27 protein-coding genes are annotated in these 25,722 nt (G+C 71.7%); 16 read left to right on the forward strand and 11 right to left on the reverse strand.

The genetic code is table 11. The features are described from left to right. Window positions 1–82 precede the first annotated feature (82 nt). Window positions 83–3,211: a GH92 family glycosyl hydrolase gene (locus tag AB0B76_RS37460; protein ID WP_360384556.1), complete on the forward strand. Its 3,129-nt coding sequence runs from the start codon at window positions 83–85 to the stop codon at window positions 3,209–3,211. Here the strand turns inward: AB0B76_RS37460 and AB0B76_RS37465 are convergent. Together AB0B76_RS37465 and AB0B76_RS37470 are read right to left on the reverse strand one after the other, a co-directional pair. Continuing rightward, on the reverse strand, window positions 3,208–4,080 hold the full coding sequence (locus tag AB0B76_RS37465; RefSeq protein WP_360384558.1) for an alpha/beta hydrolase: 873 nt from the start codon (window positions 4,078–4,080) through the stop codon (window positions 3,208–3,210). The two genes, AB0B76_RS37460 and AB0B76_RS37465, sit on opposite strands and share 4 nt — an antisense overlap. Before the next feature lie 287 nt (window positions 4,081–4,367). After that, window positions 4,368–4,850 (reverse strand): DUF5994 family protein, encoded by a 483-nt coding sequence (locus AB0B76_RS37470; protein ID WP_360384560.1) that lies wholly within the window; start codon window positions 4,848–4,850, stop codon window positions 4,368–4,370. Between the two features lie 347 nt (window positions 4,851–5,197). On the opposite strand from AB0B76_RS37470, the gene AB0B76_RS37475 reads away from it, so the two are divergent. Both AB0B76_RS37475 and AB0B76_RS37480 read left to right on the forward strand, forming a co-directional pair. Next, complete coding sequence (locus tag AB0B76_RS37475; RefSeq protein WP_360384562.1) at window positions 5,198–5,647, forward strand: STAS domain-containing protein; 450 nt, start codon at window positions 5,198–5,200, stop codon at window positions 5,645–5,647. A 320-nt stretch (window positions 5,648–5,967) separates the two neighbouring features. Continuing rightward, on the forward strand, window positions 5,968–7,002 hold the full coding sequence (locus AB0B76_RS37480) for a magnesium transporter CorA family protein (protein WP_360384564.1): 1,035 nt from the start codon (window positions 5,968–5,970) through the stop codon (window positions 7,000–7,002). Between the two features lie 48 nt (window positions 7,003–7,050). On the opposite strand, the gene AB0B76_RS37485 is transcribed toward AB0B76_RS37480, so the two are convergent. Both AB0B76_RS37485 and AB0B76_RS37490 read right to left on the reverse strand, forming a co-directional pair. Beyond that, complete coding sequence (locus AB0B76_RS37485; RefSeq protein WP_360384566.1) at window positions 7,051–8,067, reverse strand: YhjD/YihY/BrkB family envelope integrity protein; 1,017 nt, start codon at window positions 8,065–8,067, stop codon at window positions 7,051–7,053. A gap of 192 nt (window positions 8,068–8,259) precedes the next feature. After that, window positions 8,260–9,105 (reverse strand): SPFH domain-containing protein, encoded by an 846-nt coding sequence (locus AB0B76_RS37490; protein WP_360384568.1) that lies wholly within the window; start codon window positions 9,103–9,105, stop codon window positions 8,260–8,262. 334 nt (window positions 9,106–9,439) lie between these two features. Here AB0B76_RS37490 and AB0B76_RS37495 point away from each other — a divergent pair, with 334 nt between their 5' ends. Both AB0B76_RS37495 and AB0B76_RS37500 read left to right on the forward strand, forming a co-directional pair. Beyond that, entirely contained in the window at window positions 9,440–10,927 is a 1,488-nt protein-coding gene (locus AB0B76_RS37495; RefSeq protein ID WP_360384570.1) for a glycosylase, read from the forward strand. Between the two features lie 50 nt (window positions 10,928–10,977). Next, window positions 10,978–11,550: a DUF5994 family protein gene (locus AB0B76_RS37500; RefSeq protein WP_360384572.1), complete on the forward strand. Its 573-nt coding sequence runs from the start codon at window positions 10,978–10,980 to the stop codon at window positions 11,548–11,550. A gap of 29 nt (window positions 11,551–11,579) precedes the next feature. Here AB0B76_RS37500 and AB0B76_RS37505 read toward each other — a convergent pair whose 3' ends face one another. The 3 genes from AB0B76_RS37505 to AB0B76_RS37515 form a co-directional block, all read right to left on the reverse strand. Further along, window positions 11,580–12,914, reverse strand: coding sequence for a GAF domain-containing SpoIIE family protein phosphatase (locus tag AB0B76_RS37505; RefSeq protein ID WP_360384574.1), 1,335 nt, complete (start codon window positions 12,912–12,914; stop codon window positions 11,580–11,582). A 408-nt stretch (window positions 12,915–13,322) separates the two neighbouring features. After that, window positions 13,323–13,574 (reverse strand): hypothetical protein, encoded by a 252-nt coding sequence (locus AB0B76_RS37510; protein WP_360384576.1) that lies wholly within the window; start codon window positions 13,572–13,574, stop codon window positions 13,323–13,325. Window positions 13,575–13,631: 57 nt separating this feature from the next. After that, complete coding sequence (locus tag AB0B76_RS37515) at window positions 13,632–13,949, reverse strand: LapA family protein (RefSeq protein ID WP_360384577.1); 318 nt, start codon at window positions 13,947–13,949, stop codon at window positions 13,632–13,634. A 271-nt stretch (window positions 13,950–14,220) separates the two neighbouring features. Here AB0B76_RS37515 and AB0B76_RS37520 point away from each other — a divergent pair, with 271 nt between their 5' ends. The 6 genes from AB0B76_RS37520 (at window position 14,221) to AB0B76_RS37545 (ending at window position 19,248) form a co-directional block, all read left to right on the forward strand. Then, a complete protein-coding gene (locus tag AB0B76_RS37520) occupies window positions 14,221–15,258 on the forward strand; it encodes an acyl-CoA desaturase (protein WP_360384579.1) in 1,038 nt (345 codons plus the stop codon). A gap of 163 nt (window positions 15,259–15,421) precedes the next feature. Next, window positions 15,422–16,078: a GAF and ANTAR domain-containing protein gene (locus AB0B76_RS37525; RefSeq protein ID WP_360384581.1), complete on the forward strand. Its 657-nt coding sequence runs from the start codon at window positions 15,422–15,424 to the stop codon at window positions 16,076–16,078. Between the two features lie 38 nt (window positions 16,079–16,116). Continuing rightward, window positions 16,117–16,845 carry a GAF and ANTAR domain-containing protein gene (locus AB0B76_RS37530; protein WP_360384583.1) on the forward strand — a complete coding sequence of 243 codons (729 nt, stop codon included), beginning with the start codon at window positions 16,117–16,119 and terminating at the stop codon, window positions 16,843–16,845. Between the two features lie 261 nt (window positions 16,846–17,106). Next, the gene (locus AB0B76_RS37535; RefSeq protein ID WP_360384585.1) at window positions 17,107–18,450 is read left to right on the forward strand and encodes an AI-2E family transporter; all 1,344 of its coding nucleotides are present in this window, start codon (window positions 17,107–17,109) and stop codon (window positions 18,448–18,450) included. A 94-nt stretch (window positions 18,451–18,544) separates the two neighbouring features. Further along, complete coding sequence (locus tag AB0B76_RS37540; RefSeq protein WP_360384587.1) at window positions 18,545–18,964, forward strand: hypothetical protein; 420 nt, start codon at window positions 18,545–18,547, stop codon at window positions 18,962–18,964. Beyond that, window positions 18,961–19,248: a DUF4193 family protein gene (locus AB0B76_RS37545; RefSeq protein WP_360384589.1), complete on the forward strand. Its 288-nt coding sequence runs from the start codon at window positions 18,961–18,963 to the stop codon at window positions 19,246–19,248. Before AB0B76_RS37540 ends, AB0B76_RS37545 begins: the two co-directional genes overlap by 4 nt. Window positions 19,249–19,492: 244 nt before the next feature. Here AB0B76_RS37545 and AB0B76_RS37550 read toward each other — a convergent pair whose 3' ends face one another. From AB0B76_RS37550 to AB0B76_RS37560, 3 genes are read right to left on the reverse strand one after another with little or no spacing between them, the layout of a single operon-like run. Next, window positions 19,493–19,915, reverse strand: coding sequence for an ATP-binding protein (locus AB0B76_RS37550; RefSeq protein WP_360384591.1), 423 nt, complete (start codon window positions 19,913–19,915; stop codon window positions 19,493–19,495). After that, window positions 19,912–20,766 carry an alpha/beta fold hydrolase gene (locus AB0B76_RS37555; protein WP_360384593.1) on the reverse strand — a complete coding sequence of 285 codons (855 nt, stop codon included), beginning with the start codon at window positions 20,764–20,766 and terminating at the stop codon, window positions 19,912–19,914. Before AB0B76_RS37555 ends, AB0B76_RS37550 begins: the two co-directional genes overlap by 4 nt. Further along, window positions 20,763–20,981: a hypothetical protein gene (locus AB0B76_RS37560; RefSeq protein ID WP_360384595.1), complete on the reverse strand. Its 219-nt coding sequence runs from the start codon at window positions 20,979–20,981 to the stop codon at window positions 20,763–20,765. Before AB0B76_RS37560 ends, AB0B76_RS37555 begins: the two co-directional genes overlap by 4 nt. A 555-nt stretch (window positions 20,982–21,536) precedes the next feature. On the opposite strand from AB0B76_RS37560, the gene AB0B76_RS37565 reads away from it, so the two are divergent. Next, window positions 21,537–21,746 (forward strand): hypothetical protein, encoded by a 210-nt coding sequence (locus AB0B76_RS37565; protein WP_360384597.1) that lies wholly within the window; start codon window positions 21,537–21,539, stop codon window positions 21,744–21,746. A gap of 136 nt (window positions 21,747–21,882) precedes the next feature. On the opposite strand, the gene AB0B76_RS37570 is transcribed toward AB0B76_RS37565, so the two are convergent. Next, complete coding sequence (locus tag AB0B76_RS37570; protein WP_360384599.1) at window positions 21,883–23,013, reverse strand: glycosyltransferase; 1,131 nt, start codon at window positions 23,011–23,013, stop codon at window positions 21,883–21,885. A 682-nt stretch (window positions 23,014–23,695) separates the two neighbouring features. Between AB0B76_RS37570 and AB0B76_RS37575 the strand changes: the two genes are divergently transcribed. The 4 genes from AB0B76_RS37575 (at window position 23,696) to AB0B76_RS37590 (ending at window position 25,569) form a co-directional block, all read left to right on the forward strand. Continuing rightward, window positions 23,696–24,166 carry a hypothetical protein gene (locus tag AB0B76_RS37575; protein WP_360384601.1) on the forward strand — a complete coding sequence of 157 codons (471 nt, stop codon included), beginning with the start codon at window positions 23,696–23,698 and terminating at the stop codon, window positions 24,164–24,166. Window positions 24,167–24,203: 37 nt separating this feature from the next. After that, complete coding sequence (locus AB0B76_RS37580) at window positions 24,204–24,332, forward strand: hypothetical protein (RefSeq protein WP_360384603.1); 129 nt, start codon at window positions 24,204–24,206, stop codon at window positions 24,330–24,332. A 359-nt stretch (window positions 24,333–24,691) separates the two neighbouring features. After that, window positions 24,692–24,889, forward strand: a complete 198-nt coding sequence (locus AB0B76_RS37585) for a hypothetical protein (RefSeq protein ID WP_360384605.1) — start codon at window positions 24,692–24,694, stop codon at window positions 24,887–24,889. A 416-nt stretch (window positions 24,890–25,305) separates the two neighbouring features. Next, complete coding sequence (locus AB0B76_RS37590; protein ID WP_360384607.1) at window positions 25,306–25,569, forward strand: hypothetical protein; 264 nt, start codon at window positions 25,306–25,308, stop codon at window positions 25,567–25,569. Window positions 25,570–25,722: the final 153 nt, after the last annotated feature.

Genomic DNA, 25,722 nt, shown 5'->3' on the forward strand with positions numbered 1-25,722 from the left:
TGTTGACCAAACGCGGATCAGGGACTATGAATGTCCATCGAGAGCGCTCTCCCGTCCTCACCGCCACCGAACGGGAGACACCATGCCCCGATCCCGCAAGGTCGACCGGCTGCTCGCCGGCGCGGGAGCCGCCCTCTTGGGCAGCACCCTCGCCGTTGTGCAGTTCGCGGCCCCCGCCCAGGCCGCCGACCTCAACCTGACCCAATACGTGAATCCGCTGATCGGTACGGACGACAGCAACTCGCCGAACCCGGTCGGCGGCGGCGCGGGCGGTAGCACCTACCCCGGTGCCACCGTTCCCTTCGGCATGCTGCAGTTCAGCCCGGACACGCCGACCGCGTCACCGTCCGGGTACCGGGACAAGGACCGGACCATCGAGGAGTTCAGCCTCACCCACTTCGACGGGGCGGGCTGCTCGAACAACGAGGACATCGGGCTGCTGCCGGTCACCGGCGCGCTCGGCACCTCGCCCGGCACCGGGTGGACGGGCTACGCCTCGGCGTACACGAAGAGCAACGAGGTCGCCCAGGCCGGCTACTACAAGAACCGGCTGGACAAGTACTCGACCGACGTCGAGGTCACCACGACCACCCGCACCGGCGCGATGCGCCTGGCGTTCCCGTCCAACACCCAGTCCCGGCTGCTGATCAACACCAGCCGGAGCGCCACGGGCAACCGCAGCGGCGGCATCAGCATCTCCGGCAGCAACGTCACCGGCAACGTCACCGCCGGCGGGTTCTGCGGCTCGTCGAAGACCTACCCGATCTACTTCTCGATCCACTTCGACCGGGCCCCGGCGTCCTTCGGCACCTGGAACGGCTCGACGATCAGCAACGGCTCGGCGAGCACCTCGGGCACCAACACCGGCGGCTTCGTCACCTGGGACACCACGTCCAACGCGACAGTCAACGCCCAGATCGGCGTCTCGTTCGTCAGCGTCGCCAACGCGACGGCGAACCTCAACGCCGAGACCGCGTCGTTCGACACCGCGCGGACCAACGCCAACAGCGCCTGGAACAGCGCGCTGAACCGCATCCAGGCCACCGGCGGCAGCGCGACCGAGCTGCAGAAGTTCTACACGTCGCTCTACCACGTGCTGCAGAGCCCGAACGTCTCCAGCGACGTCAACGGCCAGTACCGCGGCTTCGACAACGCGATCCACACGGCGACCCACAACGTGTACCAGAACTACTCGGGCTGGGACATCTACCGCTCCTGGGCCGCGCTCGTGGCGTTCATCGCACCTGACATCACCAGCGACATCATGAAGTCGATGGTCCTCGACGGCCAGCAGGGGGGCCTGCTGCCCAAGTGGTCGCAGCAGACCAACGAGGACTTCGTCATGACCGGCGACCCGGGCCCGATCATCGTCGGCAGCGCCTATCAGTTCGGTGCCCGCGACTTCGACACCGCGGCCGCGCTGCAGCTGATGAAGAACGCGGTCGCCGGCGCCGGCGCGCAGGGCTCGCCGATCCGCGGGCGTGAGGCGGAGTACGAGTCCAAGAAGTACATTTCCGGGGCGCCGTCGGACTCCATGGAGTACTCAGCCTCGGACTTCGCCGTGGCCCAGTTCGCCAAGGCCCTCGGCGACACCACGACCTACAACTCGGCGATGACCCGCGCCCAGTACTGGCGCAACACGTTCAACACCGAGTCGAGCTTCATCCACCCGCGCAACAGCGACGGCACCTGGCCCTGGCCGCTCAACCCGGCCCAGGAGAGCCCCTACACCGAGGGCAACGCCGCGCAGTACACCTGGATGACCACGTACAACCAGGCCGGCGTGATCAACCTGATGGGCGGCCCGCAGACCGCCAAGCAGCGCCTCGACCACCACTTCACCGAGCTCAACGCCGGCCTCTCCCGGCCGTACTTCTACCTCGGCAACGAGCCCGAGCACGCCGTGCCGTGGGCGTACAACTTCGCCCAGTACCCGGCCGGCGCCTCCTCGGCGGTGCGGCGCGTCATGAACGAGCAGTTCACCACCGGCGCCGGCGGCCTGCCCGGCAACGACGACCTGGGCGCCACCTCGGCCTGGTACGTCTGGGCGGCCCTGGGCATGTACCCGGCGACCCCGGGCGCGGACACCCTCGCCATCAACGGCCCGTCGTTCTCGTCGATCCTCATCCAGCGGCCCGGCGGCAACGTCCAGATCAACGGCGGAAGCTCGGGGTCGCAGTACGTGCAGAGCCTGACCCTGAACGGCAACGCGGTCTCGCACAACTACCTGCGCTACCCGGACCTGGCCGCGGGCGGCACCCTGCAGTACACGATGGGCACCAGCCCCTCGTCGTGGGGCACCGGCACCGGCGACGTCCCGCCGTCCTTCACCGACGGCGCCACCCAGCCGGCGACCCCGCCGAACCTGGGCACCAACCTCGCCCAGGGCAAGACCGCGACGGGCTCGGCCACCTGCGCCGCGGCCGAGTCGCCCGACAAGGCCGTCGACGGCAGCCTTGCCAACAACAGCAAGTTCTGCTCCTCGGCGGCGACGAAGTTCCTCCAGGTCGACCTCGGCTCCAACCAGTCCGTCGGCTCGGTCGTGCTCAAGCACGCCGGCCTCGGCGCCGAGCAGACCGGCTGGAACACCGGCGCGTACACCATCTCCACCAGCACGGACGGCACGAACTGGAGCCAGGCCGCGACGGTCTCGGGCAACCGGTCCAGCCGCACCCTCAACCAGTTCACGGCGCGGACCGCCCGCTACGTGAAGGTGGACATCACCACGCCCGCCAACGACGGCAACGCCGCGGCGCGCATCTACGAGTTCGAGGTCTACGGCGCCGCGACCGGCGGCAACCTCCTGCTCAACAAGGCGGCCACGGCCGACTCCTCCTGCGCCACGAGCGAGGGCCCGGAGAAGGCGGTAAACGGCAGCGTCTCCGGCGGCAACTCCGACAAGTGGTGCTCGCTGGGCACGAACAAGTTCCTCCAGGTCGACATGGGCGCCTCGAACCACCTGAGCTCGATCGTGGTCCGCCACGCGGGCGCCGGCGGCGAGTCGGCCACCTGGGACACCCGCGACTTCGACCTGCAGGTGTCCAGCGACGGCAGCACGTGGACGACGGTGGCCTCGCCGCGCGGCAACACCGCGGACGTGACCACGAGCGCGGTGAACGTCACCGGCCGGTACGTCCGGCTGAACATCATCACCGCGACGCAGACCACTGACAACGCCGCGCGCATCTACGAACTGGAGGCGTACGCCTAGGGATTCGCGGGGGGACGGCTCCGGCCGTCCCCCTTTTCCTGTATCCACTCGAGGGCCGCGGCGCCCTGACGCATGGCGGTGATGTGGCCCGCGTCCGGGATGAGGCGCAGCTCGGCGCCGCGGATCTGCGCCGCCGTCCACGCGCTGTGCGCGGCCGGCACCATGCGGTCGGCGGCGCCGTGGATGAGCAGCACCGGGCAGGCGATCGCGGCCGGGTCGAAGCCCCACGGCCCGACGTTAGCCAGGTCGTCGTCGATGAGCCCGCCGGGCCCCGTGAGCAGCGCCGCCGGCACGATGTCGTCGAACCAGGCCCAGTCGGACTGCAGCGCCTCCCAGTCGGCGGCCAGGAACCCGATGTCCTCCTCGCCGGTGGCCGCGGCCAGGTGCCGCTCCTTCTCCGCCCGGCCGGCGCGCGCCGCGCGCAGCGAACCGGCGGAGCCGTCGGCCATGCCCTCGAACCAGTCGAACCCGTTCTTGGTGGATGTCTCGAAGGGCGCGAGCCCCGAGATCCCGACGGCGGCCACGACCCGCTCCGGCAACAGCGCGGCACAGGCGAGCGCGTGCGCGGCGCCGCTGGAGTGCCCCATCACCGCCATCCGCCGCACGCCGGCCGCCTCGGCGACGGCCGCGACGTCGGCGGCGACGGACCCGACGGTGCGGCCGGGGTCGGCGGTCGAGGCGCCGTACCCGGGCCGGTTGTGCGACAGCCAGCGCAGCCCGAGGCGGTCCGCGGCCTCGAACAGCGGGGCGGGGGGCTCGCCGATGTTGGGGGTACCGTGGTGCCAGTACACGACCGGCCCGTCGCCGCCCGAGTCGTACGCGTGCAGCAGCCGCCCGTCCTCGAGCTCCACCCCGAACTCCGTGATCATCCGCCGAGCCTAGCCACCCGGCGGCCACTCCGGTCGCCGGTGGGCCGACCGCGCGGCCCAGCGGGACCTATGCCTCTCGCTCATCGCGCTCGCCGCGGCCCAGGAGCACCCGGGCTGGGACGTGGCCGCGACCATACTGGCCGAGCTGCGCACCGCGACCGGCCCGGCCGCGCCGCCGACGGTCAAGGAGATCGGGGGCGGCACACGCAGCGCGAGCAGCGCCGTGTCGTCGCGTGCTCCGCCCAGCGCCCGGGCCGGGGGTCAGTCCGTGCCCGGAGGGCGGTCGGTCACTGCCCCCGGGCCGCCGATGAGCTGTCGCCGGCCGGGGGGAGCGCCGTCGCGAGGATCGCCGCGGCGTGCAGGGAGTTGGCCGGGTCGGCCGCCTTGTCCAAGGCCATCCGCGCGGCGGCCGCCGGGGCATCGGGCGGGACGATCAGGAGGTTGATCTGGTCCCCGGCCTCGGTGATCACGGCCAGCAGCGCGGGGTCGGCGCTGCTGAACCACCGGATCTGCACGGTGCCCGTCTCCACCAGGAACCGGTCGAAGCACGGATCCCAGGTGTGGCTGTTGAGCATCAACCGGCGGATCGGTCCGTAGCGTTCGACGACCTCGGCGACCAGCCCGGGCAGCTCGGTCGCCGGATTCCAGGAGTGCGGCCACCACCCCCCGTTGAGCACGGCGCGGGGCGAGCGTCCCGGGGTCAGGGCCAGCCGGGGCTGGGCGGAGGGCCCGAAGGGGGTGAATGTGACGCGGCGATCGTTGATGAGCATGCCCCCTTCTGTCGAAACGCACGAATAGTCGGGGTCGATGCGCTGATGTCAGGGCGGTGCGGAGCAGTTCCCGCACGTCGAGCCTACGCCGGTTTCCCGGTCCGGTCGCACCTCGTCGCGGCCGGCCTCGCGCCGCCGGGAGACGCCGGGCCCGGTTCGTAAGATCTTCCTTCCGCGGCCCGTCCGGTGAGATGTTTGACGAGTAGACTGTGGACAGCTAACCGCACCGACGTGTGCACTTCGCCGGGGCGCAATGCCCGCAATGCCGGGCTATTGCCTCCCCGGCCCGGGTCCGGTCCCCGCCCGTCCATCGCGCGTTTCATGCAAGCCGCTGGGTCGGAGGAACCGTGTCCACTACGTTGTCACCGGTGCGCCCGTCGGCGCACCTTTGCATCGAAACGAGCAGCCCGTCGGCCGGCCTCGTGCGGGTTGCCGTGACCGGAGAGATCGACCTGGCGACCGCCGGCGAGTTCTACGCGGCACTGTTCGGTGTGTTGTCCACGCGGCTCCCGGCGCGCGTCGACGTCGACCTCGCCGGGGTGACCTTCATGGACTGCACGGGCCTCACCGTCCTGGTGCTGGTGCGCCGGGCGGCCTCCCGGATCGGCTGCCAGTTGCGGGTCGGCGATACGCAGCCCATCGTCCGGCGGGTGCTGGAGCTGACGGGGCTGCTCGGCGTTCTGACCGCCGCATTCGCTCCAGCACCGCTCGCGCCGGCCGGACCCGCGTCAGCCGCCTCAGTCGCACCCGACCCGGCCGCCGTGACCCAGCTGTCCAGCTGGCCGGCGGCGGCCTGATCGAGGCTTTCCGCGGCCAGGCGGCGTACGATGACGGTGTCGCTCCGGTCCCTGGTGGCCGTCGAGCCGTCGTCTTTTCCGATCCCGATTTCAGCGGTTGCCGGCCCGTCCGGACGGGTTGGCCTCGAACCGAGGCCATCCAGGCTGCGCCGTGAGGGCCGGTGCCGCGGGACGTGATCACGAGCACCCCGAAGGAACGTGAGCGCGATGGCCGACCTCGCCGGCAATCACCGCACCGCATGTCCCCACGCCGTCACCACCGCCGCACGCAGCCCTACCGGGAGCACGCCGGCCCTCGGCAGCGACCGGGCTCCGGCCGGATGACCACCACACTGGTCGCCGACCGCGACGCCGCCGCGGATGGGTCGGGGTCCAACTCCCGGGCTCGCACCCGGCTCTACCGCGATGGCCGCTGCCTCCTGCGCGACTTCCCGGTCGCCGACATCTCCGCGCACCTGACCGATCCTCGATCGGTGGTGTGGCTGGACCTGTGCCGGCCCACCGCCGGCGACTTCGACATGATCAACGAGGAGTTCGGGCTGCACGAACTGGCCATCGAGGACGCCGTCGGCGAGTCGCAGCGCCCGAAGCTGGACCGCTACGCCACGCACCTGTTCCTCAGCGCCTACGCGGTCAGCTTCGACACCGCGGACACGAGGCTCGAGGTCAGCGAGATCGCGGTGTTCATCACCGGCCAAGCGTTGATCACGGTACGCAAGGACGACCAGTTCGACCTCGCCCCGGTCATCGCGCGCTGGGACGCCTCGTCCGATCTCGCCGGTCACGGCGTCGGATTCCTGCTCTACGGCCTGCTCGACCATCTCGTCGACGGACAGTTCACCGCCGTGCAGCGGCTCGACGAATGCGTCCAGGATCTCGAGGACCTCCTGTTCGACGATCGCCGCGCGCACGTCCAAGCGGTCCACAGGCGCTCGTTCCAGCTGCGCAAGAGCCTCGTCGCGCTACGCCGCGTGGTGCTGCCCATGCGAGAGGTCCTCAACACCCTGCTGCGCCGCGACCTGCCCACGGTCGACGCCGCGATGGCCCCTTACTACCAGGATGTCTACGACCACGTGCTGCGCGCCACCGAATGGGTGGAGTCGGTGCGCGACCTGGTCGCCTCGACCGTCGAGACCAACCTCGCGGTCCAGGCCAACCGGATGAATCTCATCATGAAGAAGGTGACCAGCTGGGCGGCGATCATTGCGGTACCCACCGCGATCACCGGCTTCTACGGCCAGAACCTTCCCTACCCCGGCTATGCCACCCACTGGGGCGTCCTGGCCTCGACCGCCCTCATCGCCGTCCTCTCCTCACTGCTCTACCTGGCTTTCAAACGTAAAGACTGGCTCTGACGGCCGGCCGCGCGCGATCGCCGTGCACCCTGTCGTGAGGCGGCCGCATCACCGCGGCCGGCCCGGCGGCCCGCGCCGGCCCGCTCGCACCCGGCGGCGGCGCGCCCGAACCGGGCGGCGGCCCGGCCGGTGACGGCTCGTGGTGGCGACCGTGACGGTGGAGGCCGAACGGGCCGGGGGCCGGTGCACGGCGAGGTCGGTGACGGTCCCGCAGGTACTGGTGGCGGTGAGCGCGGCGGCGAACAGGATGAACTGGTTGAGCAGGCTCAGGAACACCAGTACGGCGACCGCGGCCGCGACCACCTGGTAGGCGGGGTTGGCCTGGGTGCGCTGCACGTACACCCGGCCGATGGTCTTGAGGATCTCCAGGCCGGCGGCGATGAACAGCGCCGGCCCGAGCACCCGCCGCGGCCGCATCCGCAACCGGGGCAGCGCGGTCAGCGCCGCTACGGCCAGCAGGACGTTGACCGCGACGCCGACCGCGTAACCGGCCGCGCCGAGCAGCCAGCGGCCGGCCGGGCCGGCGGAGTCCGCCGCGTCGTCCAGCAGCCAGATCAGGAGCGCCCGGGTGCCGGCCGCCGCCGCCAGCGATGCGGCCAGCAGCAGCCCGAGTCCGATGAGGACGGCGAGGTCGACGAACTGGCGGAGGAGGTAGCTGCCGGGGTACTGCGGCAGCCGCCAGATTGCCCGGATCGAGGAGCGCAGCGCGTCGACCCAGAACAGTCCGGCGACGGGCAGCACGAGCAGCGCGACGAGGCCGGTCGTGGCGCGGGCCTCCCGGAGCGCCTCCTCGTCGAGGCTCGGCAGGTTCTGGGCCAGGTACGTTTGGACGGAGCGCAGGACGGCGGGGTCGTCCAGCACGTAGCCGAGGATCGCGAAGCCCAGCAGGGCGAGCGAGAACGCGGCGAAGAACGCGTAGTAGGTGACCGCGGCGGCGAGCCGGCCGCCATCGGCCCGGTCGTAGCGCCGGGCCGCGCGCACGCCGTGGTCGAGCCAGCCGAACCGCCGACGGGCTCGGGCGAACCGCGCCTTCGCCCGCGCCCGCCAGCCCGATCCGGTCGTCATCTTCGCTCGATCACACAGGCTGGGCGGCACTCGGGGAAGTGGAACGCATGGATGCGCTCGTGCTCGTGCGGGAGCTCACCTTCCCGGGCGGCCAGATCCCCTGCCGGGCGTTCGGCCTGTTCCGCATGCGCGACGCCAAAGGCCGGGGCGGAGATCGCCCGGTCCCGGCTTCGCGCCCGCGGCGTTCAGGGGTCAGGCCCCCTCACGCGTTGACGGCGTGCTCGCCGGGAGCGGCCTCCCGTTGGGCGCCGCCGGGTTGGGCGTCGCCGCGGCCGTGGCCTCGCGGGCCAGGAACGCGCCGAGCTCGCCGATCGTGCTCATCAGCGGGGCCGGGAAGACCACGGTGGTGTTCCGGTCGACGCCGATCTCGACCAGGCTCTGCAGGTTTCTCAGCTGCAGCGCGAGCGGGTGCGCCATCATGATGTCGGCGGCGGTTCCCAGCGCGTCCGCGGCCATCGCCTCCCCCTCGGCGGCAATGATCTTGGCGCGCTTCTCCCGCTCCGCCTCCGCCTGCCGGGCCATCGCCCGCTTCATGCTCTCCGGCAGCTGGATGTCCTTGAGCTCGACCAGCGTCACCACTACGCCCCACTCCTCGGTGGCCACGTCGAGGATCTCCCGGATGTTGACGTTGATCCGGTCGGTCTCCGAGAGCGTCTCGTCGAGGGTGTGCTGCCCCACGACCTTACGCAGCGTCGTCTGCGCGATCTGGTTGATCGCGGCGCCGACGTTCTCGATGGCCACGACCGACTTCACGACGTCGACGACCCGGAAGTACGCCACGGCGGACACGTCGACGCTGACGTTGTCCTTGGTGATGATCCCCTGTGACTGGATCGGCATCGTGACGATCCGCAGGCTCACCCGCTGCAGGATGTCGACCAGCGGGATGATGACGGTCAGGCCGGGCTCCCGGACGCCGACGACCCGGCCGAGCCGGAAGAGCACGCCCCGCTCGTATTGCTTGACCACCCGCACGGCGAGCGAAAACAGCAGGAGGAGCAGGAGCACAACGCCGATGGCGACCCAGGCGTACTGCATGCGATGACCTCAATCAGCGGGGCGCGTCCCAAACGGGCGATCGGCCACCGGGGTCCGGAGCAGCACCGTAAACGTACACCCGTTCGGCGCGGTCCGGTCGATCCGATCGGCGGCCGCTCGCCTTCCCATCGCGGCCCCCCGGCGCGTAGGCTGAAAGTGCTGCTCCAGACCCTGGCGGCCGATGGCCTGTCGTCGATCGGGTCTCCACGCCTTCCGCGTATGCATCGTCGCCGGTCCGATCCTGTTTCGCCTTCGACCTCAGCGACGATCGGAATGTAGCAATGGCAGCAGCCAGGTACGAACTCCTCAGCACCCGGACCGCCGGGTCCCGGACGTGAGCCGGGCCCTGACGACGCGGAACGATCTGCAGCTGGTCCCCGACCCGCGGCGGGTGATCGTCAAGCTCTTCATGCCCGGTGAGGATGCCGTGCTGGTCCACCGGCGCACCCATGCGCTGGTCGACCGCATCGCCGGCCTGGGCGAGGAGGAGGCCGATCGGCTGCTACGCCTCACCCTGACCCGGTTCGGCCGGCGGCACCGCGATCTGGAGCACACCTTCCGCCAGCACTACGAGATGGTCCGCCACCGGGTCCCCCGGGCCGACGCATTGTCGCCCGCGGGCCGGCTGCTGGCGGGCGCGTACTTCTCCCACGAGTACGCGGTGGAGGGTGCTGCGCTGTGCAACCCGTCTGCGGTGGAGCACCCGGACCAGACCGGGCTCGACGACCGCCAGCTGCGCATCGCGATCAGTCTCCGGCAGATCGGCGAGGGTCATCTGTCGTCCATCGGGTTCGCCACCGCGGTGGTGGGGCCGGCCGGCCGGTTGACCGTCGCCGACCGTTCGGGTCCGCTCGTGGTGGGCCACCGGACTCCGGCGGACCACCGGCGCGACCTGCTCGCCGCGGGCATGACCGACGAGGGCGGGGACAACGAGATCTCCGCCGGCGTGCTCGACGCCCTTCCGCCGTTCTTCGACGAGGCGGCGCTCGAGCGGGCGATCGGGCGGCTTCCGTCCGCCCTGCACTCGCGGGCCGCCGCGCAGGACACCCTCGAGCGGTTGCGCCGGACCAACGCCGCCAGCTACGCGACCGCCTTCCCGGGCGATACCCTCCTGCACCAACGGGTGCTCTGGCCCGGTACACCCGCCGAAAGCAACGGCATGGAGGACGCCCGCTTCGTCCGATTCCGCGACGCCGGCGCCGACGACGTCTACCAGGCCACCTACACCGGATACGACGGGCGGCACATCGCCGCCCGGATGCTCACCAGCACCGATCTGCGGCGGTTCACCATGACGCCGATGCGCGGCCCGGGCGCCCGCAACAAGGGCATCGCCCTCTTCCCGCGCACGGTCGGCGGGCGGCGCCTCGCCCTGAGCCGCGGCGACGGCGAGACGATCGGCCTCATCACGCTCGACGGCCAGAGCCGATGGAGCGCACCGGTAGCGCTGCGCGCGCCCCGGCGCGGCTGGGAGCTCATCCAGGTCGGCAACTGCGGTTCGCCGATCGAGACCGACGCCGGCTGGCTCGTGCTCACCCACGGCGTCGGGCCGATGCGGCGGTACTCCATCGGCGCGCTCCTGCTCGACCGGCACCACCCCGAGGACGTCATCGCCGAACTCGCCGACCCGCTCCTCGAACCCGACGAGGCCGAGCGGGACGGCTACGTCCCCAACGTCGTCTACTCCTGCGGCGGCCTCGTCCACGACGGCGTCCTCTGGCTGCCCTACGGCACGGGCGACGTGCGCGTCGGCTTCGCCACCGTCAACCTCGCCGCCGTCGCCGCCGCGATGACGGCGACCCGAATACGCAACGTGGCCTGATCCCTCGACGCGACCCGATCGCGCCGAGCCCGGCGCCGAAAGGACATCACATGGTCACCACCGCTCAACGCGCCACCGCCGTCCCACCCGGTCCTCCCTCGACGCCGCGACTGGTCCTCGCCCCGGCTCGCGTGCGCCGGGCCGTCCTCGACGGCGGATGGTGGCCCCGGTCCTGGGATCCGATTGCCGAGGTGCCCGGGCTCGTCGTCGCCCTCGCCGCCCGCTACGGGCCGATCCGCCAGCTCATACTCAACCGCGGTAGCTGGGACGCGGAGTTCCGCCGGTTGGCGGTGGACGGCCGGGTGGTCCGAGCGGGCTGGTTCACCACGGCGGACCCGGCCGTCCTGATCGCCACCACGGACCGCGGCGACCAGATCGATCTGCTCGTGGTACCACCGGACACGGCCGTCGCCGTCGCCGAGTCGGCGATGGCCGCGGCCGCCGATCCGGCCAACCGCCTGCGCGCGCCGGCTCTTCTGGCGGGGCCGCCGGCCGGCCCCGTGGCCCGCCGGCCGGCTCGGGCCGAGAACGCCGACAACGGTGAGTGGGACAACGAGGGCGGCCATGGCGCCCGACCCGATGCCGATTCGCCCGCGCCGCTGACGCCGAGCCGCCGACGCTGAGCGCGGCCGGCTTGCGGCGGCCGTTCGGTTCAGTCGGGGGGCGGCACACGCAGCGCGAGCAGCGCCGTGTCGTCGCTGGCCCACCCGCCGTGGTAGGCGACCAGGGTCGCGGCGACGTGTTCGACCGTGGCCGCGGCATCCAGGCCATGGCTGGCCGCCAGGCAGCGCGCGAGGGCGGCCTCGTCGAAGATCGGCTGAGCGGGGGCCGGCCCGTGCGGATCCGGACGGGCCTCGCAGGCGCCGTCGGTGTACAGCAGCATCAGGTCGCCCGGGGCCAGGCGGAACCGTACGTCGAGCAGGAACACCTCGTCGAACTCGCCGAGGAGGGTGCCCGAGACGCCGACCTGCTGGACGCGGCCGTCGACGCGGCGGATCAGCGCGGGCGGATGCCCCGCGAGGCAGAGCCGGCCGGTCACACCGCTCGCGGTGGCCCGGAAGGTGACCTGCACGGCGGTGAGGAACCGTGCGGCGCGCTGGGCGAGCATCGCGGCGTTGAGCCGGCCCAGGACCAGGGCCGGGGACAGGTGCACGCCGGCGTCGGCGCGCAGCGTGTACCGGGCCAGCGCGGTCACCTTCGCCGCCTCCGTGCCCTTGCCGGCGACGTCGCCCATCACCGCGGTCCACCACCGCCCGCGGGCCTGGAAAAGGTCGTAGAAGTCGCCGACCACGTCGATCTCACCCGCGACCGGCAGGTACCTGGCCGCGGCGTCCAGCCCGGGCGCGGGCCGCAGCAGCGGGGGCAACAGGCTGTCCTGCAGGCTGCGGGCCAGTTCGCTGGAGCGGGCCAGAGCATCCTCGGCGATGCTCAGGGCGGCCCGGGCGCTGCTGAGCGACGTACGCAGATTGATCTCGTTGGATGCCGCCCGCGTGAGGATCTTCAGTGTGCCCAGTTCCTCGGGCGTCCACACCCGGGGTTCGGCGTCGATGACACACATGGTCCCGATCGGCTGCCCGTCGGTCGTCATGATCGGGTAGCCGGCCCAGGAGCCCACCCCCCAGGGCCCGATCGCCGGATGCCCGGCGGTGCGCGGGTCGGTCTCGGCGTTCTCGACGACGAAGGGCCCGTTCTCGGCCACCGCGAAGTAGCAGAAGCTGTCGCCGACCGCGTTCTGCCACTGCTCGACACCGCCGTACGGCAGGTGCGGCACCGACTTCCAGTAGGTGCGGGTCTCGCCGACGAGGGTGATCGCCGAGATGGCGCAGCCGGTCACCGACACCGCGAGCCGGGTTAGGTCGTCGAACACCTGCTCCGGACCGCTGCCGACCAGGCCGCTGGCTGCCAGCGCCGCCAGGCGGGCCGGGTCCGACAATATCGCGGGCAACCCGTCCGCTCGGGTGTCCTCCGGCCGCCGCAATGCTCGCATCCGATCTCTCAGGGGCAGTTCAGGCCGGCCGGTGGTGCTCGGGCAACCCGCCGGCTTCGCCGGGCCCCGGTCGGTGGTGATGGGCAGGCGACTCCTGGTCGGTCACAGCGGCACCGGCGTCCGGCTCAGCAGCATCGCGGCCAGGGCGCGGTAGCGCCCGGCGGCGACGGTCCAGCCGCTGTCCCGGTCGAACCGGCATCGGCGTGGATACCGCGGTTGCGGTTCATAGTTGGCATGAGACCCACCCTTCATGGCGGGTGCGGCGCCGACCGGCGAGCGCAGAAGGGCTGACCCCGGCGCTCGTCATTCGGTGCGAGCACCATGATGGTGGCGACGACTCGCCGCCGACGACCCGGCGTGTCGATCGAGACGGTGAACGGTCCCGACCGTAGCACGCAGCCGATTCCGTCAGAACGATCCGGTGCGCGTCTCGCTGTACGGAGCGAGCCGTGCACCGACCACGTGCCGGAAGTTCAGCAGCAGCGTCGAGGTCTGCTCGTCCCCGAACCGCGTAACCGTCAGCGGCTGCACGGTCTCTTCCGTCATCCAAGCGGTGAGCCGCTCGATGGTGAGGTCGATGCCGTGCACGCGCAGCAGGAGCTCCTTGTCCCGGCCCACGGTGAGCAGGTAGAGCAGGCAGGTCGGTTGATCGATCGTCATGACTCGAGTCTCCTTCGGCGAGTCCACAATGGACGGTCGGGGTCCAGCGTCGCCGGCCTACTCGCCGCCGACCGGCTCGTCCGTCCGTGGCCGCGGATGTGCGGCGGCGGCGGTTCGCTGGGCGGCGTTGGTCCGGCGCACACTGAGCATCCGCAACTGCACGATGCGCGCCGTACCCGGCAGGGCCACGAGCAGGACGCCGAAGACCGCCGCGAGCAGGAGCGCCACCCCCATCGGCAGCTGTCCGTGCGCACCGAAGAACGACACCTCGGCGCGCTGGCCGTTCTGCAGCAGGAAGATCAGCAACAGGAGCAGCACCAGCGCGAAAAGGACGGCGGCGACCCAGACGCCGCCCACCCGGGAGCGCCGAGGCATCCTCCGGCCGGGCGGCGATCCGTTCAGGTCGCGCGGGGATGGCTGCTGTGCGGTCATCACAACCGCCGCCTTTCGGACGGTGCGCCTCGATGGGGGCATCGTGGACGTGCGGGCCGGCCACCAGGGTCTCGAGCAGCAGTACCATCCTACGCCCCCGGGCCGGTGCGGGCCGGTGCTGAGCGGGCCGCCTGCTCCAGAGGTACCGTTGACGTGCGGCTCAGGACCCTGGCGGCGTCGAGTCATCCTTGTTGTCGATCCGGAAGCCGCCATCATGCTGATCCAATCGTCTCTCGGTGCTGCTGCCGCGCCGCTCCGCTCCGGCAGCCAATACGCTCAACTGTCGCGCCGGGTCAAGCAGGCCGGCCTGCTGGACCGGCGCCCCGGCCACTACGGCGTCCGTGTCGGCGTGATCGGGTCGGCTCTCGCGGCAACGTGGGCCGTCTTCGTGATCGTCGGGCCGTCGTGGTGGCAGCTCTTCACTGCGGTGGTGCTGGCGGTGCTGTTCACCCAGGTCGGGTTCCTCGGCCACGACGCGGGCCATCGGCAGATCTTCCGGTCCGGTCGCGCCAACGACGCACTGGGCATGCTCCACGCCAACCTGCTGATCGGGCTCAGCTTCGGCTGGTGGATCGACAAGCACAACCGGCATCACGCCAACCCCAACACGGAGGGCGCCGATCCGGACATCGTGGTGGCGCCGCTGGCGTTCACCGCCGACCAGGCGCGGCCGCTGCAAGGATGGCGGGCCGCGGTCGTCCGGTGGCAGGGGTACCTGTTCCTGCCGCTGCTGACGCTGGAGGCGCTGAGCCTGCATGTGAACAGCGTGGTGGCCGTGTTCGGGGGCCGGATGAAGCGCCGCCCGACCGAGGTCGCCCTGCTGGGTCTGCACGCGGCGCTGTACCTGTCGGCGGTGTTCCTCGTCCTCAGCCCGCTGCAGGGAGTCGTGTTCATCCTGGTCCACCAGGCACTGTTCGGCGTATACCTGGGCTCCGCGTTCGCCCCGAACCACAAGGGCATGCCGATCCTGCCGGCCGGTAGCACGCTGGACTTCTTCCACCGTCAGGTGTTGACCTCCCGCAACGTGCGCGGGAGCGCATTCATCGACGTCGCGCTGGGCGGGCTGAACTACCAGATCGAACATCACCTGTTCCCGAGCATGCCGCGGCCCAATCTGCGCCGGGCGCAGGTGCTCGTCCGCGAGTTCTGCCGGGAGCACGGCGTCGAGTACTGCGAGACGACGCTCTGGCGGTCCTGGCGTGAGGTACTGCGGCACCTCGACACCGTCGGCGGCGCATCCAAGCCGGCCTGAGCGTCGCAGCGGGGCCCACGTCCGATGTGCGGTAGGGTCGAGCTGCGACGACGCCCCTGCCTGGTCCCGCGATGGCTCGCTTCGAAGGGCATGACCATGGATGGGCACCGCGCCGGAACCTGCCGCCGGGATGCGGCGACGGCGGGCCCGATCGGTGACCGCCGTGGCTGAGCTGCTGGAGCGGATCTGCATCGACACGACGCGGGCGCTGTCGGCATCCGGGGCGGGCGTCAGCGTGATCACCGGCGGCGGCGTGCACGGCATGGCGGTGTCCTCGGACGCCGACGCCGCGCGGATCGAGGAGCTGCAGTTCACGTTCGGGGAAGGGCCGTGCATCGACGCCTTCGCGACCGGCCGGCCGGTCCTCGTCTCCGATCTCGCCGCGCTGGCGACGAACCGCTGGCCGGTCTACACCCCGGCGGTGCATCACCTGGGCGTGCGCGCGGTGTTTGCGTTCCCGCTCCAGGTGGGCGCGGCGCGGCTCGGCGTCCTCGACGTGTTCCGGGACCGTCCGGGTCCGCTGTCCCGGGCCGAGCTGGGCCAGGCGTTCCTGCTCGCCGAGCAGGCGGTGCTGGCCCTGCTGGACGGTCAGGAGCGGGCCGGGACGCGGCCGCAGGCAACGCCCGAGTGGAGCGAGGCGTTCGAGCGCCGGGCGGAGCTCTTCCAGGCCCAGGGCATGGTTATGGTCATGCTGGGAATCTCTCTCGCCGACGCCCTGATGCGCATCCGGGCCCACGCCTTCGCCACGAACCGGCCGTTGCGCGAGGTGGCCGAGGACATCGTCGCCCGGCGCCTCCGGTTCGACGCCGACGACACATGAATATCGCTACCGCAGACGGAAGGGCCCAGGAAGCTGTCATGACCACCGTATCCGAGCAACGCCTGGCGGAGATCTTCGTCGAGGTCGCCGACACCCTGGTCGCCGAGTTCGACGTGATCGAGTTCATGCAGATGCTCGCGCAACGCACGGCCGGGCTCGTCGACGACGCGACGGTGGGCCTGTTGCTGGCCGACGAACGGGGGCTGCTGCAGTTCATGGCTGCCTCTGACGAGACGGCCCGGCTGCTGGAGCTGTTCCAACTGCAGTGGTCGGACGGTCCGTGCCTGGAGGCGTTCCGCACCGGCGAGCCGGTCGTCAACGCGGACCTGGGCGCGGCCGGTGACCGGTGGCCGCAGTTCGCCCCCTACGCCAGCGCCGGGGGCTTCCGCTCGGTGCACGCGTTCCCGCTGCGGCTGCGCAACGACGTGATCGGGGCAATGGGCGTCTTCGGTACCCGCTCCGCCGCACTCGACGACGCCGACGTGCGGATCGTGCAGGCGCTGGCCGATGTCGCCGCGATCGGCCTGCTGCAGGAGCGGACCATCCATCGCGGTGAGGTGCTCACCGAACAGCTGCAGGGCGCGCTGAACAGCCGGATCGTCATCGAGCAGGCCAAGGGGGCCGTCGCCCAGGCCCGCGAGGTGTCCGTCGACGACGCCTTCCAGCTGCTGCGGGCGCACGCCCGTCGGACGAACCAGCGCCTCAGCGACGTCGCCCGCAGCGTCCTCACGGACAGGAGCAGCCTGCACGGCCTCAGCGGCCACTGAGCGCGTCCGGCCTTCCGGGGCCACCGGCGACGACCTCCGCCGTGGTCGTCGTTTGTCGTCCGCCATCGGCGGGTATCAGGCAGGTGTTCGGCGGTGGCGGCGGTGATACCGGCCCGGCCGGACCGGGCCGCCCGGACACCGCGGCACAAAACTTTGCGTTCTGACGAGGCACGTTGTGCACCGCGCCCGCGCCGACCCGGCCGACCGCCGCCCTCCTGCGAGGTGTCGCGCGCGGCCGGGTTACAGAAGAGAGTTGCCGCCGTGAGCTGGCTGAGGCAGACCCGTGACCGCGCGCAGACGCGCCTGATCACCGCTCGGCGCGGCGGCGCGCCGCCGCCGTTCACCGGTGATGACCCCACCGTCCGGTCGGCACCGGTGCCGACCGTCGACGACGGCATCCCCCGCGGCATCCGCGTGGCCGGGGCCTGGTCGTGGCGGGTGATCCTCGTTGTGGCCGCCGCCTACCTGCTGCTACGGCTCCTCGCCACGCTCAGCGTGGTGGTCATCCCGGTAGCGGTGGCGCTGTTGCTGGCGGCCCTGTTCGAGCCGGCCGCCGCCGGCCTGCGCAACCGCGGCGTCAACCGGTCCCTGGCCGCCGGCCTGGTGCTGGTCACCGGGCTTCTTGTGGTCGGGGGCGGCCTCACGCTCATCGTGCAGACGTTCATCAGCCAGTTCGACGACCTGGCCCTCCAGGTCGGCCAGGGCGTCGACCAGGTGCAGAACTGGCTCGCCCGAGGTCCGCTGCACCTGTCCGACGCTCAACTCAGCCAGGGCGTGGACAAGCTGCGCCAGACCGTGAGCACGAACCAGGGCGCCTTGACGTCCGGCGCGCTGAGCACCGCCACGACCCTCACCGAGCTGCTCGCCGGGTTCTTCGTGGTCCTGTTCACGCTGTTCTTCTTCCTGCGCGACGGCGGCCAGATCTGGCAGTTCCTGTGCCGCCTGCTGCCCCGCCCGGCCCGCGTGCCGGTCGCGCGGGCCGGCCACTACTCGTGGCACACCCTCGTCTCGTACGTCCGCGCGACGGTCCTGGTGGCATTCGTCGACGCGGCCGGCATCGGTATCGGTCTGGCCATCCTGCGGGTACCTCTGGCGCTGCCGCTGGCGGCCCTGGTCTTCCTGGGCGCGTTCATCCCGGTCGTCGGGGCCACGCTGTCCGGGGTCGTCGCCGTGCTCGTCGCGCTCGTCACTCAGGGCCCGGTCACCGCGCTCATCGTGCTGGGCATCGTGATCGCCGTCCAGCAGCTCGAGGGCCACGTCCTGCAGCCGCTCATCATGGGCCGCGCGGTCGCCCTGCACCCGCTCGCGGTCATCCTGGCCATCGCCACCGGCGTCGTCACCGCCGGCATCGTCGGCGGCCTCGTCGCCGTGCCGCTGCTGGCCGTGGCCAACACCGCCGTGCGCTACCTCGCCGATCATCCCGCCGGGGAACCGACCCCGGACGGGGAGCCCCCCGGCACCGAGTCGACCATTCCGAGCCAGGCCGCCGCCGAGCAGGCCGCCGACGACGTGGCCGAGCAGGCGGACCCGGACGCGCCGCCCGTCGCGGAGACCTCGGTCGAACCCCCGCGCCCCGCGCACGCCGGAGCGAGCGCCGCCCGCTAGCCCGACCACCCGCACGATGAGGAGAAGGAATGTCCGCGCAACCCACGCTCGTCCGTAGGCCGCCCGACGCCGGGGCTGCGGTCCGGACCGCGTCATGACCGGCCTCGAGGGTCGTACCGGCCTGCTCTCCAGCCGGGATCCGGCGCTCGCCCGGCCCGTTGCCGAGCAGGCCGGCTGGGCCGAGTTCGATGTGCGGGCCGTGGACACCGCGGTCGGCGTGGCCATGGCCGCCCGCCGGGAACGCGGCCCGGCCGACCGGCAGACCAGGCTCTGGCCCGGCGGGCCGTACGGCCGAACCTTGCACTTCGGCCTCGCGCGCCGGCCCGGATGGTTTACCCGAGGGCTGCCGTCGGCGGCGTCCCGCCTGCCCGGCCTCGCGGCCCGGCCCGACGCGGGCCCGCTGGCGAAGGGCCTGAGCCAGCTGGCCGGGCGCCGTTCCCGCCGGGCCTTCGTGCGCACCGCCCGCACCGTCATCGACTGGCGCGGCCAGGCGCGGCCGGTGGGAGCATCGTGAACGTCGACTTCGATGCACCCCGCCCCGGCCAGACCGAGGACACGAACGACGGGATGGCCGCGCTCACGAGCCGGGGCACCCGCGGTCGGGCCGGCACCGCCGATCTCGAGGACACCGACGGACCGGGCGCGGGCGACGAGCGCGACCCAGCCGACGAGGAGATGTCCGTTCCGGTCGTACCGATGCGCGCCGACGAGTTCCGGTGCGTGCGCTGCTTCCTCGTCCATCACCGCAGCCGGATCGCCGACCACGACGGCGCGCCGGTCTGTGGCGACTGTGCCTGAGGCGACAGCGCGGAGGACGCCCGGGCGGTACAGCCTTCGTAGCGTGTTTGTCGCGACTGCCCCGGACCCCGGCACCTGACTCCACTCGAGGTGGCCGTTGTGTCTGCACTGCGATCCGAAACGTTGCCTGTGACGCCGTCGAAACAGCGGCGCCGGGGATGTCGCGCATATCTGCCTGACCGGTGTCATCGACCCCGTCATGGCCGGCTTGCGTCCGCACAGCCGGACGACGGTCGCGGCGCGACTACGCCGAGCTCGAGGGCGTGAACTGACCCAGCCGCCGGGTCATGCGCAGCAGGACCCGGCCGTCAGCAATCTCGACGAAGGCGGCGGTGTCGGTGAGCGCGGCGATCAACGGCAGGCCGCGGCCGTGGATGCGGCGCGGGTCGGGCGGTATCGCCGCCAGCCGTCCGATGCGCGGTGTCCGGCCCCGGTTGCCGACCTCGATGGCGCAGGCGTCCAGGTCGATGACGATCGCCAGCTCGACCATGGCGGAGACGTCGCCGTGCAGAACGGCGTTCGCGCACGCCTCCGTGATCACGATCGCGAGATGGCTGCGGCAGTGCTCGCCGGCCTCGGCCAGGGCCAGCATCGCGTCCAGGAGATCGCGCGCTCGGGCGACCGATGAGAGCTCCGGCGGAAGGTGGACGGTCAAGGTCAGGTTCATGGCGTCACCGGTGGGACCAGGGCGTTTGCGAGGAACTCGTCCACCGCCTCGGCGAGTTCGGCGCCCGCGGTGGTGACGGCATTGTGGGCGGCTCCGGCCAGGACCAGCATCCGCGCGCCGGGGACGAGAGCCGCGAGATGGTCGAGCCACGGCTGTGGCGCGATCCGGTCGCGCGAGCCCCGCGCGAGCAGCGTGGGCACCCGCAGGGCGGCCAGCTTGGGCGCGATCGGATCGCGCACCGCGTGGCGCAGCGTGGCGACGACCCGCCGCAGGCCGGCGTCGCGCAGGTCGGCGGCGAGGATCCGCGCCTGTTGCGGGTCCTCGTGGGGCAGGTCCCGCAGGAGCCGTCCCAGCTGGCCGCTCATGCTCGCCGCGGCCGGGTCGGTGGTCGGCCCGACCAGGACCAGCGCCGCGACGAGGTCGGGCCGGCTCGCGGCGACCTGGACGGCCACCTGGGCGCCGAACGAGTTGCCGAGCACCGCGATGGGCCCGAGCCCCGCGTCGTCGAGCCAGGCGGCGACGACCCGCGCGTGGCCGGCGACATCGAGGACCGCCGCGGGCCTGCCGGACCGTCCGAATCCGGGAAGATCCGGGACGTACACCCGGCGCTTCCGCAGCCGCCGCGCGGTCGGCATCAGGTAGCGGTGCGACACGGCGAGGCCGTGCAGCAGGACGCACGCGATCGGCTCGGGCGAGGGCGACACCCGCTGCCGGATGTGCAGGCGCAGGTCGCCGACCGGCTGCCAGCGACTGGCGAAGCCGTCCGCATCGGCGGGGGCCGCCATCGCCGCGTGCAGCTCCGCGGGGCTGAGCCGCCGGCCGGATGACCGCACGGGCGCCGGGCCGATCACGCCGGACCGGTCCGGGCGCCCGCCGGGGCGGTGCTGCGCAACTCGCGCTCGATGGTCGCGCCGGGCTCGTCCCAAACCCCGACCATACGCTTGGCGCGGATCAGCGTCTCGAACCCGCCCCCGGCCAGCAGCTCACGGGACAGGTCGTCGAGCCACACCGACTCCCCGGCCGTGGACAGATCGAAGAGCGGGTCGGACACGGAATGCACCGTCATGGCGGTTCCTCAGGGTCGTTGGATGACGCCCGGTTCCGGACCGCCATGAGCGCGCGCCCCGAAGCGGATGGATCGGCGCGGCTTCCACCGCTCTGTTACCCTCGCCGGCGCCGGTCAGTCGGTACGCCGCCGGTGAACCAGGCACGCCACTTCGGCCGTCCGGCGTCACCGGGCCGAGCCTCCGGCACAACGACCGTCCAGCCGTCGTCCGCGCTGCGGATCAGCGTCGCGCGGTCACCGCAGACGCTGCGCGGGTCTGCCGGCACGACGGCGTCCAGACACCCGGCGCCCCGGCCGTCCATGCCGTCATTGTGACCACAGCCCGCCCGGACGGAAAGAGCCTCAACCCTCAGCTCACCGTTCCGATAGCCATACTTGTTCCATGAAGATTGGCATTAAAAAATGGCCGACGTCAAATTCGGCGCGAATTACCTCGTTTCGAGAACCGGCCATGGCTGCCTCGGGCAAATGGCGTGATCAAGAGTAGAATTCGCGGAGGGCGGCTCGTCACGTACCGCCCAGGCACCGGGAGAATTCCTCAGCCGAGGCGGTATTGTGCAATATCTCAGTGACGTCAATCTGCGCGCAGTGCTCAGTGTATTGATCGACCGCGAGGGCGGCACGATCGACATCAGCAACGGGGAGCTCTACGATGCCATGCTGCCCGGCAGCGGGCAGGTCGAACGGTTCGAGATCGAGCAGCTGGACGACGGCCTGCGCCTGACGACGGCGCCGCGTCCGGGCCCGAACGGCGCACGGCCCTGAGCGACGCCGATCGCCGGCCCGGACGGGCATGAGCAGCCGGACCGGCGCCGGCCGGGCGTTCAGTGTCGTTCGCCGCTCGAACGCTACCGCGCTGCTGGGCTGCGGCCGGGCCGCCGGGCGGGCGGACGCGGCCCGGTCACAGCGGAACTGGCGTCCGGCTCAACAGCGTCGTGGCGAGCTTGCGGTAGCGCTCGGCGACCGCGCTCCATTGCGTTCCCTGCGCGATCCGTCGGGCCTTGTCGTACATGTCGGCGACCAGGTCGGGCTCGGTGAGGACGCGCTTGAGGGCGGCGCCGATCGCCGGAGCGTCCCGGTGCGGCACGAGCAGGCCGGCGCCGTCGGTGAGCAGCTCCTGCGCATGGGGGAAGGCGGTGGCGATGACGGGCTTCCACGCCGCCAAGGCCTCCACGAGCACCCCGGAGGTGGCCTGGTCGGGGGAGTCGTACGGCAACAGCACGACATCGGCCCGGCCGATCAGCCGGTCGAGGCGGGACTGATCGAGGTAGGCCCGCTCGAAACTGACCAGGCCACCCACGCCGAGCGCCCGGATCCGGGAGTACAGCATGAGCCGGTAGGCCTCGCCCTGCTCGGCGAGCACCTTGGGGTGCGTCTGTCCGGCGATCACGTACCGGGGACGCGGCGCCAGGTGACGCACCAGTCGCAGGCCGCCGATCGCCCATTCGATTCCCTTGCCGGGGCCGAGCAGCCCCCACGTCAGGATCGTGGGTTCGCCCGTGGCGTTGAGCATCCGCAGCGGTGGCCGCTCGGGTGCACCGTGCGGGATGACGGTGACCTTGTCCGGGTCCACGTCGAACCCCGCGACCAGCCGGGCCCGGGCCGCTTCGGTCATGACCACGGCGGCGCCGGCGAGCGCGACGAGCTGCTCCAGCACTTCCCGCTGGTGCATGGTGGGCCGGCTCAGCACGGTGTGCAGCACCGCGATCACCGGGGCGTGGAGCCGGCGCAGTAGCGGCAGTAGGTCCTCTCCGTCGGCCCCGCCGAAGATCCCGTACTCGTGCTGCACGATCACGACGTCATGGCGATCGAGTGCGGCGGCGGCCTGCGCCGCCGTCTCGGGAGCATTCACGCGCAGGTGCCCGATGACCTCCGGGCGGTCCGCGTACGCCACGGACTCCACCACCCGCACCACGCCCGCCCGGCCCTGGCCGGCCCGCGATGTGAGCGCGTCCAGCAACGACGCCGCGAACGTCGCCAGACCGCACTGGGTCGGTGGGTAGGTGCTCAGAAATCCGTAGGAGATCGTCATTCGACACGACCGTCGGGCCGGCGATCGGCATCGACGAAGCGGTAGTAGCGCATTCCTGGCATGACCCACCCTTCAATGGCGGGTGCGGGCGCCGACCGGCGAGCGCAGATCTGCCAACCCGGCGCTGGTCACTCGGTGCGAACACCGTGAGGACGGCGATCCGCCGCCACCGACCCGGACGCTCGATCGAGCTGGGTCAACACCCGCACCGTAGCACGCGGCCGAGTCCGTCAGGACGAAACCGCTCCGCGTATCGGAGTGCGGGGCGAGCCGCCGCTAGCTGCTCGCCGTGCACGCGCAGCGAGCGTTCCTCGTCCCGGCCCACCATCCACAATGGACGTGCCTTCATGGCGCTGGCCCGGCCGCCGAGGGGCGGCACGTCTCAACGGTACAGCTGCCGGACCGGAAATTGCCGCGGTCGGCCGGGTGGTGTGCACCGGATCGGCGTGTACGGTAGGAAGTGTTGGTCTGTTCATCTCGATCGACACCCGAGCGATGGCCGCCACGACCGCCGTCGCATGGTGCTCGCACCGAAATGACCAGCGCCGGGTAAGCAATCTGCGCTCGCCGGTCGGCGCCGCACCCGCCATTGGAAGGTGGGTCATGTCTGAGTTCATCGCCGGTTCCGGTCCTCAGTGATGACCGTTCGGACGGGTTTCCGCGCGGCCGCACCGGTGCGGCCGTGAACAGCCGTCGCCCGGGATCGTCGTTCGCGCACCGGTACCGGCTCAGTGGCGACGCGGGCCTGATCGAACACGCCGTGCGCGGCACGTCGCGGACGTCGCACGGGCACTGCGTCGACAACGTCGCCCGCGGCCGGCCGGTCATCTGCCGCGAGCCCGACGCATTCCGCCTTGGCGAGCGGTATACGGCGTTCCTCGTCGACGTGCAGGCGCCCGGCGGCGCCTTTCGCAACCGGCTGGGACCGGACCGGCGGTGGCAGGATGAGCCGGCGGTCGGCGACCGGTGGGGCCGGGCGCTGCACGACCCGCCGACCGGCGGCGGCGACGGGCTGACCGCCGCCGGGCGCAACGAGAACCAGGCCGCCGAGTCGACGCTCGCTCTGCTGTCGGCGTTGCAGCACGCGCAGTGGCCGGACGCCGCCCGCGACCCTGCGCTCGCCGGCCATCGATCGGACTCAGCCGCCGGTTGAGCTCGTGCCCGCCTTCCACGTATGAGAGAAGGTCACCATGGCGAACAAATCCGCGCACAAGGAAGATCGCAAGAAAGAGGGCAGCACGCTCAAGGAGAAACGGGCGGCGAAGAAGGCCAAGCATGCCTCCAACACCCACTCGTTGATCCCGCCCACCGGTCGCTGACGCCGTTGCCGGTCGGCCGAGGGCCGGCCGGCAACAGCATCGGCCGGCCGTGCGGGTGGCTCGTAGCATCGCCGGGCGCGTTCGTCGCCTCGCGTCACCGGTCATCGGCGCGCCGATCGCAGCCGCGCAGCTCAAGGCCGTCACCGCCCTGGTGCGGCCGAGGAGACGTCGCTGCACGTAGCTCTTGGGCAACCACGAGCGCTCCCGGCGATGCCTCGACTAGGACACCGCCGCGGTCCGGGGCGTGAAATACCACGAGGCGATGGCCGCGACGCATCACGGCCCCACAGGGCGTAGGGTCGAACGTGTCGCCCGGTCTCGGGCGGCTCCCAGGACCACTCGCGCGCCCGGGAGCAATCATGACCGTTCCGAAGTCCAGAATCCTCGCCGAGCTTCGCCGCCGCGCCCAGCACGACCGCGCGGACTGGGTGGATCGCACGTTGCCGGAGCAGATCGACACGGGCCGCAACTCCGGCGTGCTCTCCCTCCTCGCGATTGACATGACCGACCTGCCCGAGGACGACGCCGTCGCCGACGCGGACGCCGATCAGCGGTAGCGCGGCCGGGGCGCTGCGCGGTTGTCGCAGCTCCTGGGTTTGTCTCGGTGTCGGCGGGTGCCGTGGGTGCGCGGCGGCCGACGATCGCCCGGCGCCTCGCGGACGAGCGCGCTGTTGGTCAGGGTCACGACCATGAACAGGGCGAGGTCCACCCGACGCGTGAGGTTGCCGCTGAGCATCGCGTCGCCGACGTGGCGGCTCCGCACCGGCAGGCCCTGGCTGGGACCTTCCTCGAGATTGCTGCCACGCACCGCCGTCGATCAGGTGTTGCTGGTGAACACGCGCTGGCACCATCCGGTTGGACGTCGAGGTCGGCGAAGCCCGCGAGCTTCGCGGTCGCTCCGGGGACGACAGACGCGGTCCCCGAGGGTTCCTAGCTTGTCCACGCTGGCGGCCCGGCACACCGCGACGACCTCGTGGTCGTGGTCGAGTGCGTGCCGGCGATCGCCGACGTTGAGCAGCGTCTTGACCGGGTCGACGACCCGGAAACAGGTGCCGGCGTCGACGCGGACCGGGACCCGATCGCGGGTAGTGACGTCACGACCGTCGTGGACACCGTGATGGCCGTCAGCTCGACCCGGACCAGCCGGTCCAACCCGGCACGACCAGGGTCGGGCCGGCGCCGCTGGGCCGCCTGCGCGCAGGCGGCCCAGCCGGCAGACCACTCCGTGTTCGTGTGATCACTCTGCCATCGGCGCGGCCGATCGAGGTCAGGGCATATCGACGACGATTGCCTCAGTGGTGAGGAACAGGGCCGCGATGGAGGCGGCGTTCTGCAGCGCCGAGCGCGTCACCTTGGCCGGGTCGATGATGCCCTCGGCCAGGAGGTTGAC

The sequence above is a fragment of the Dactylosporangium sp. NPDC049140 genome (assembly GCF_040648435.1).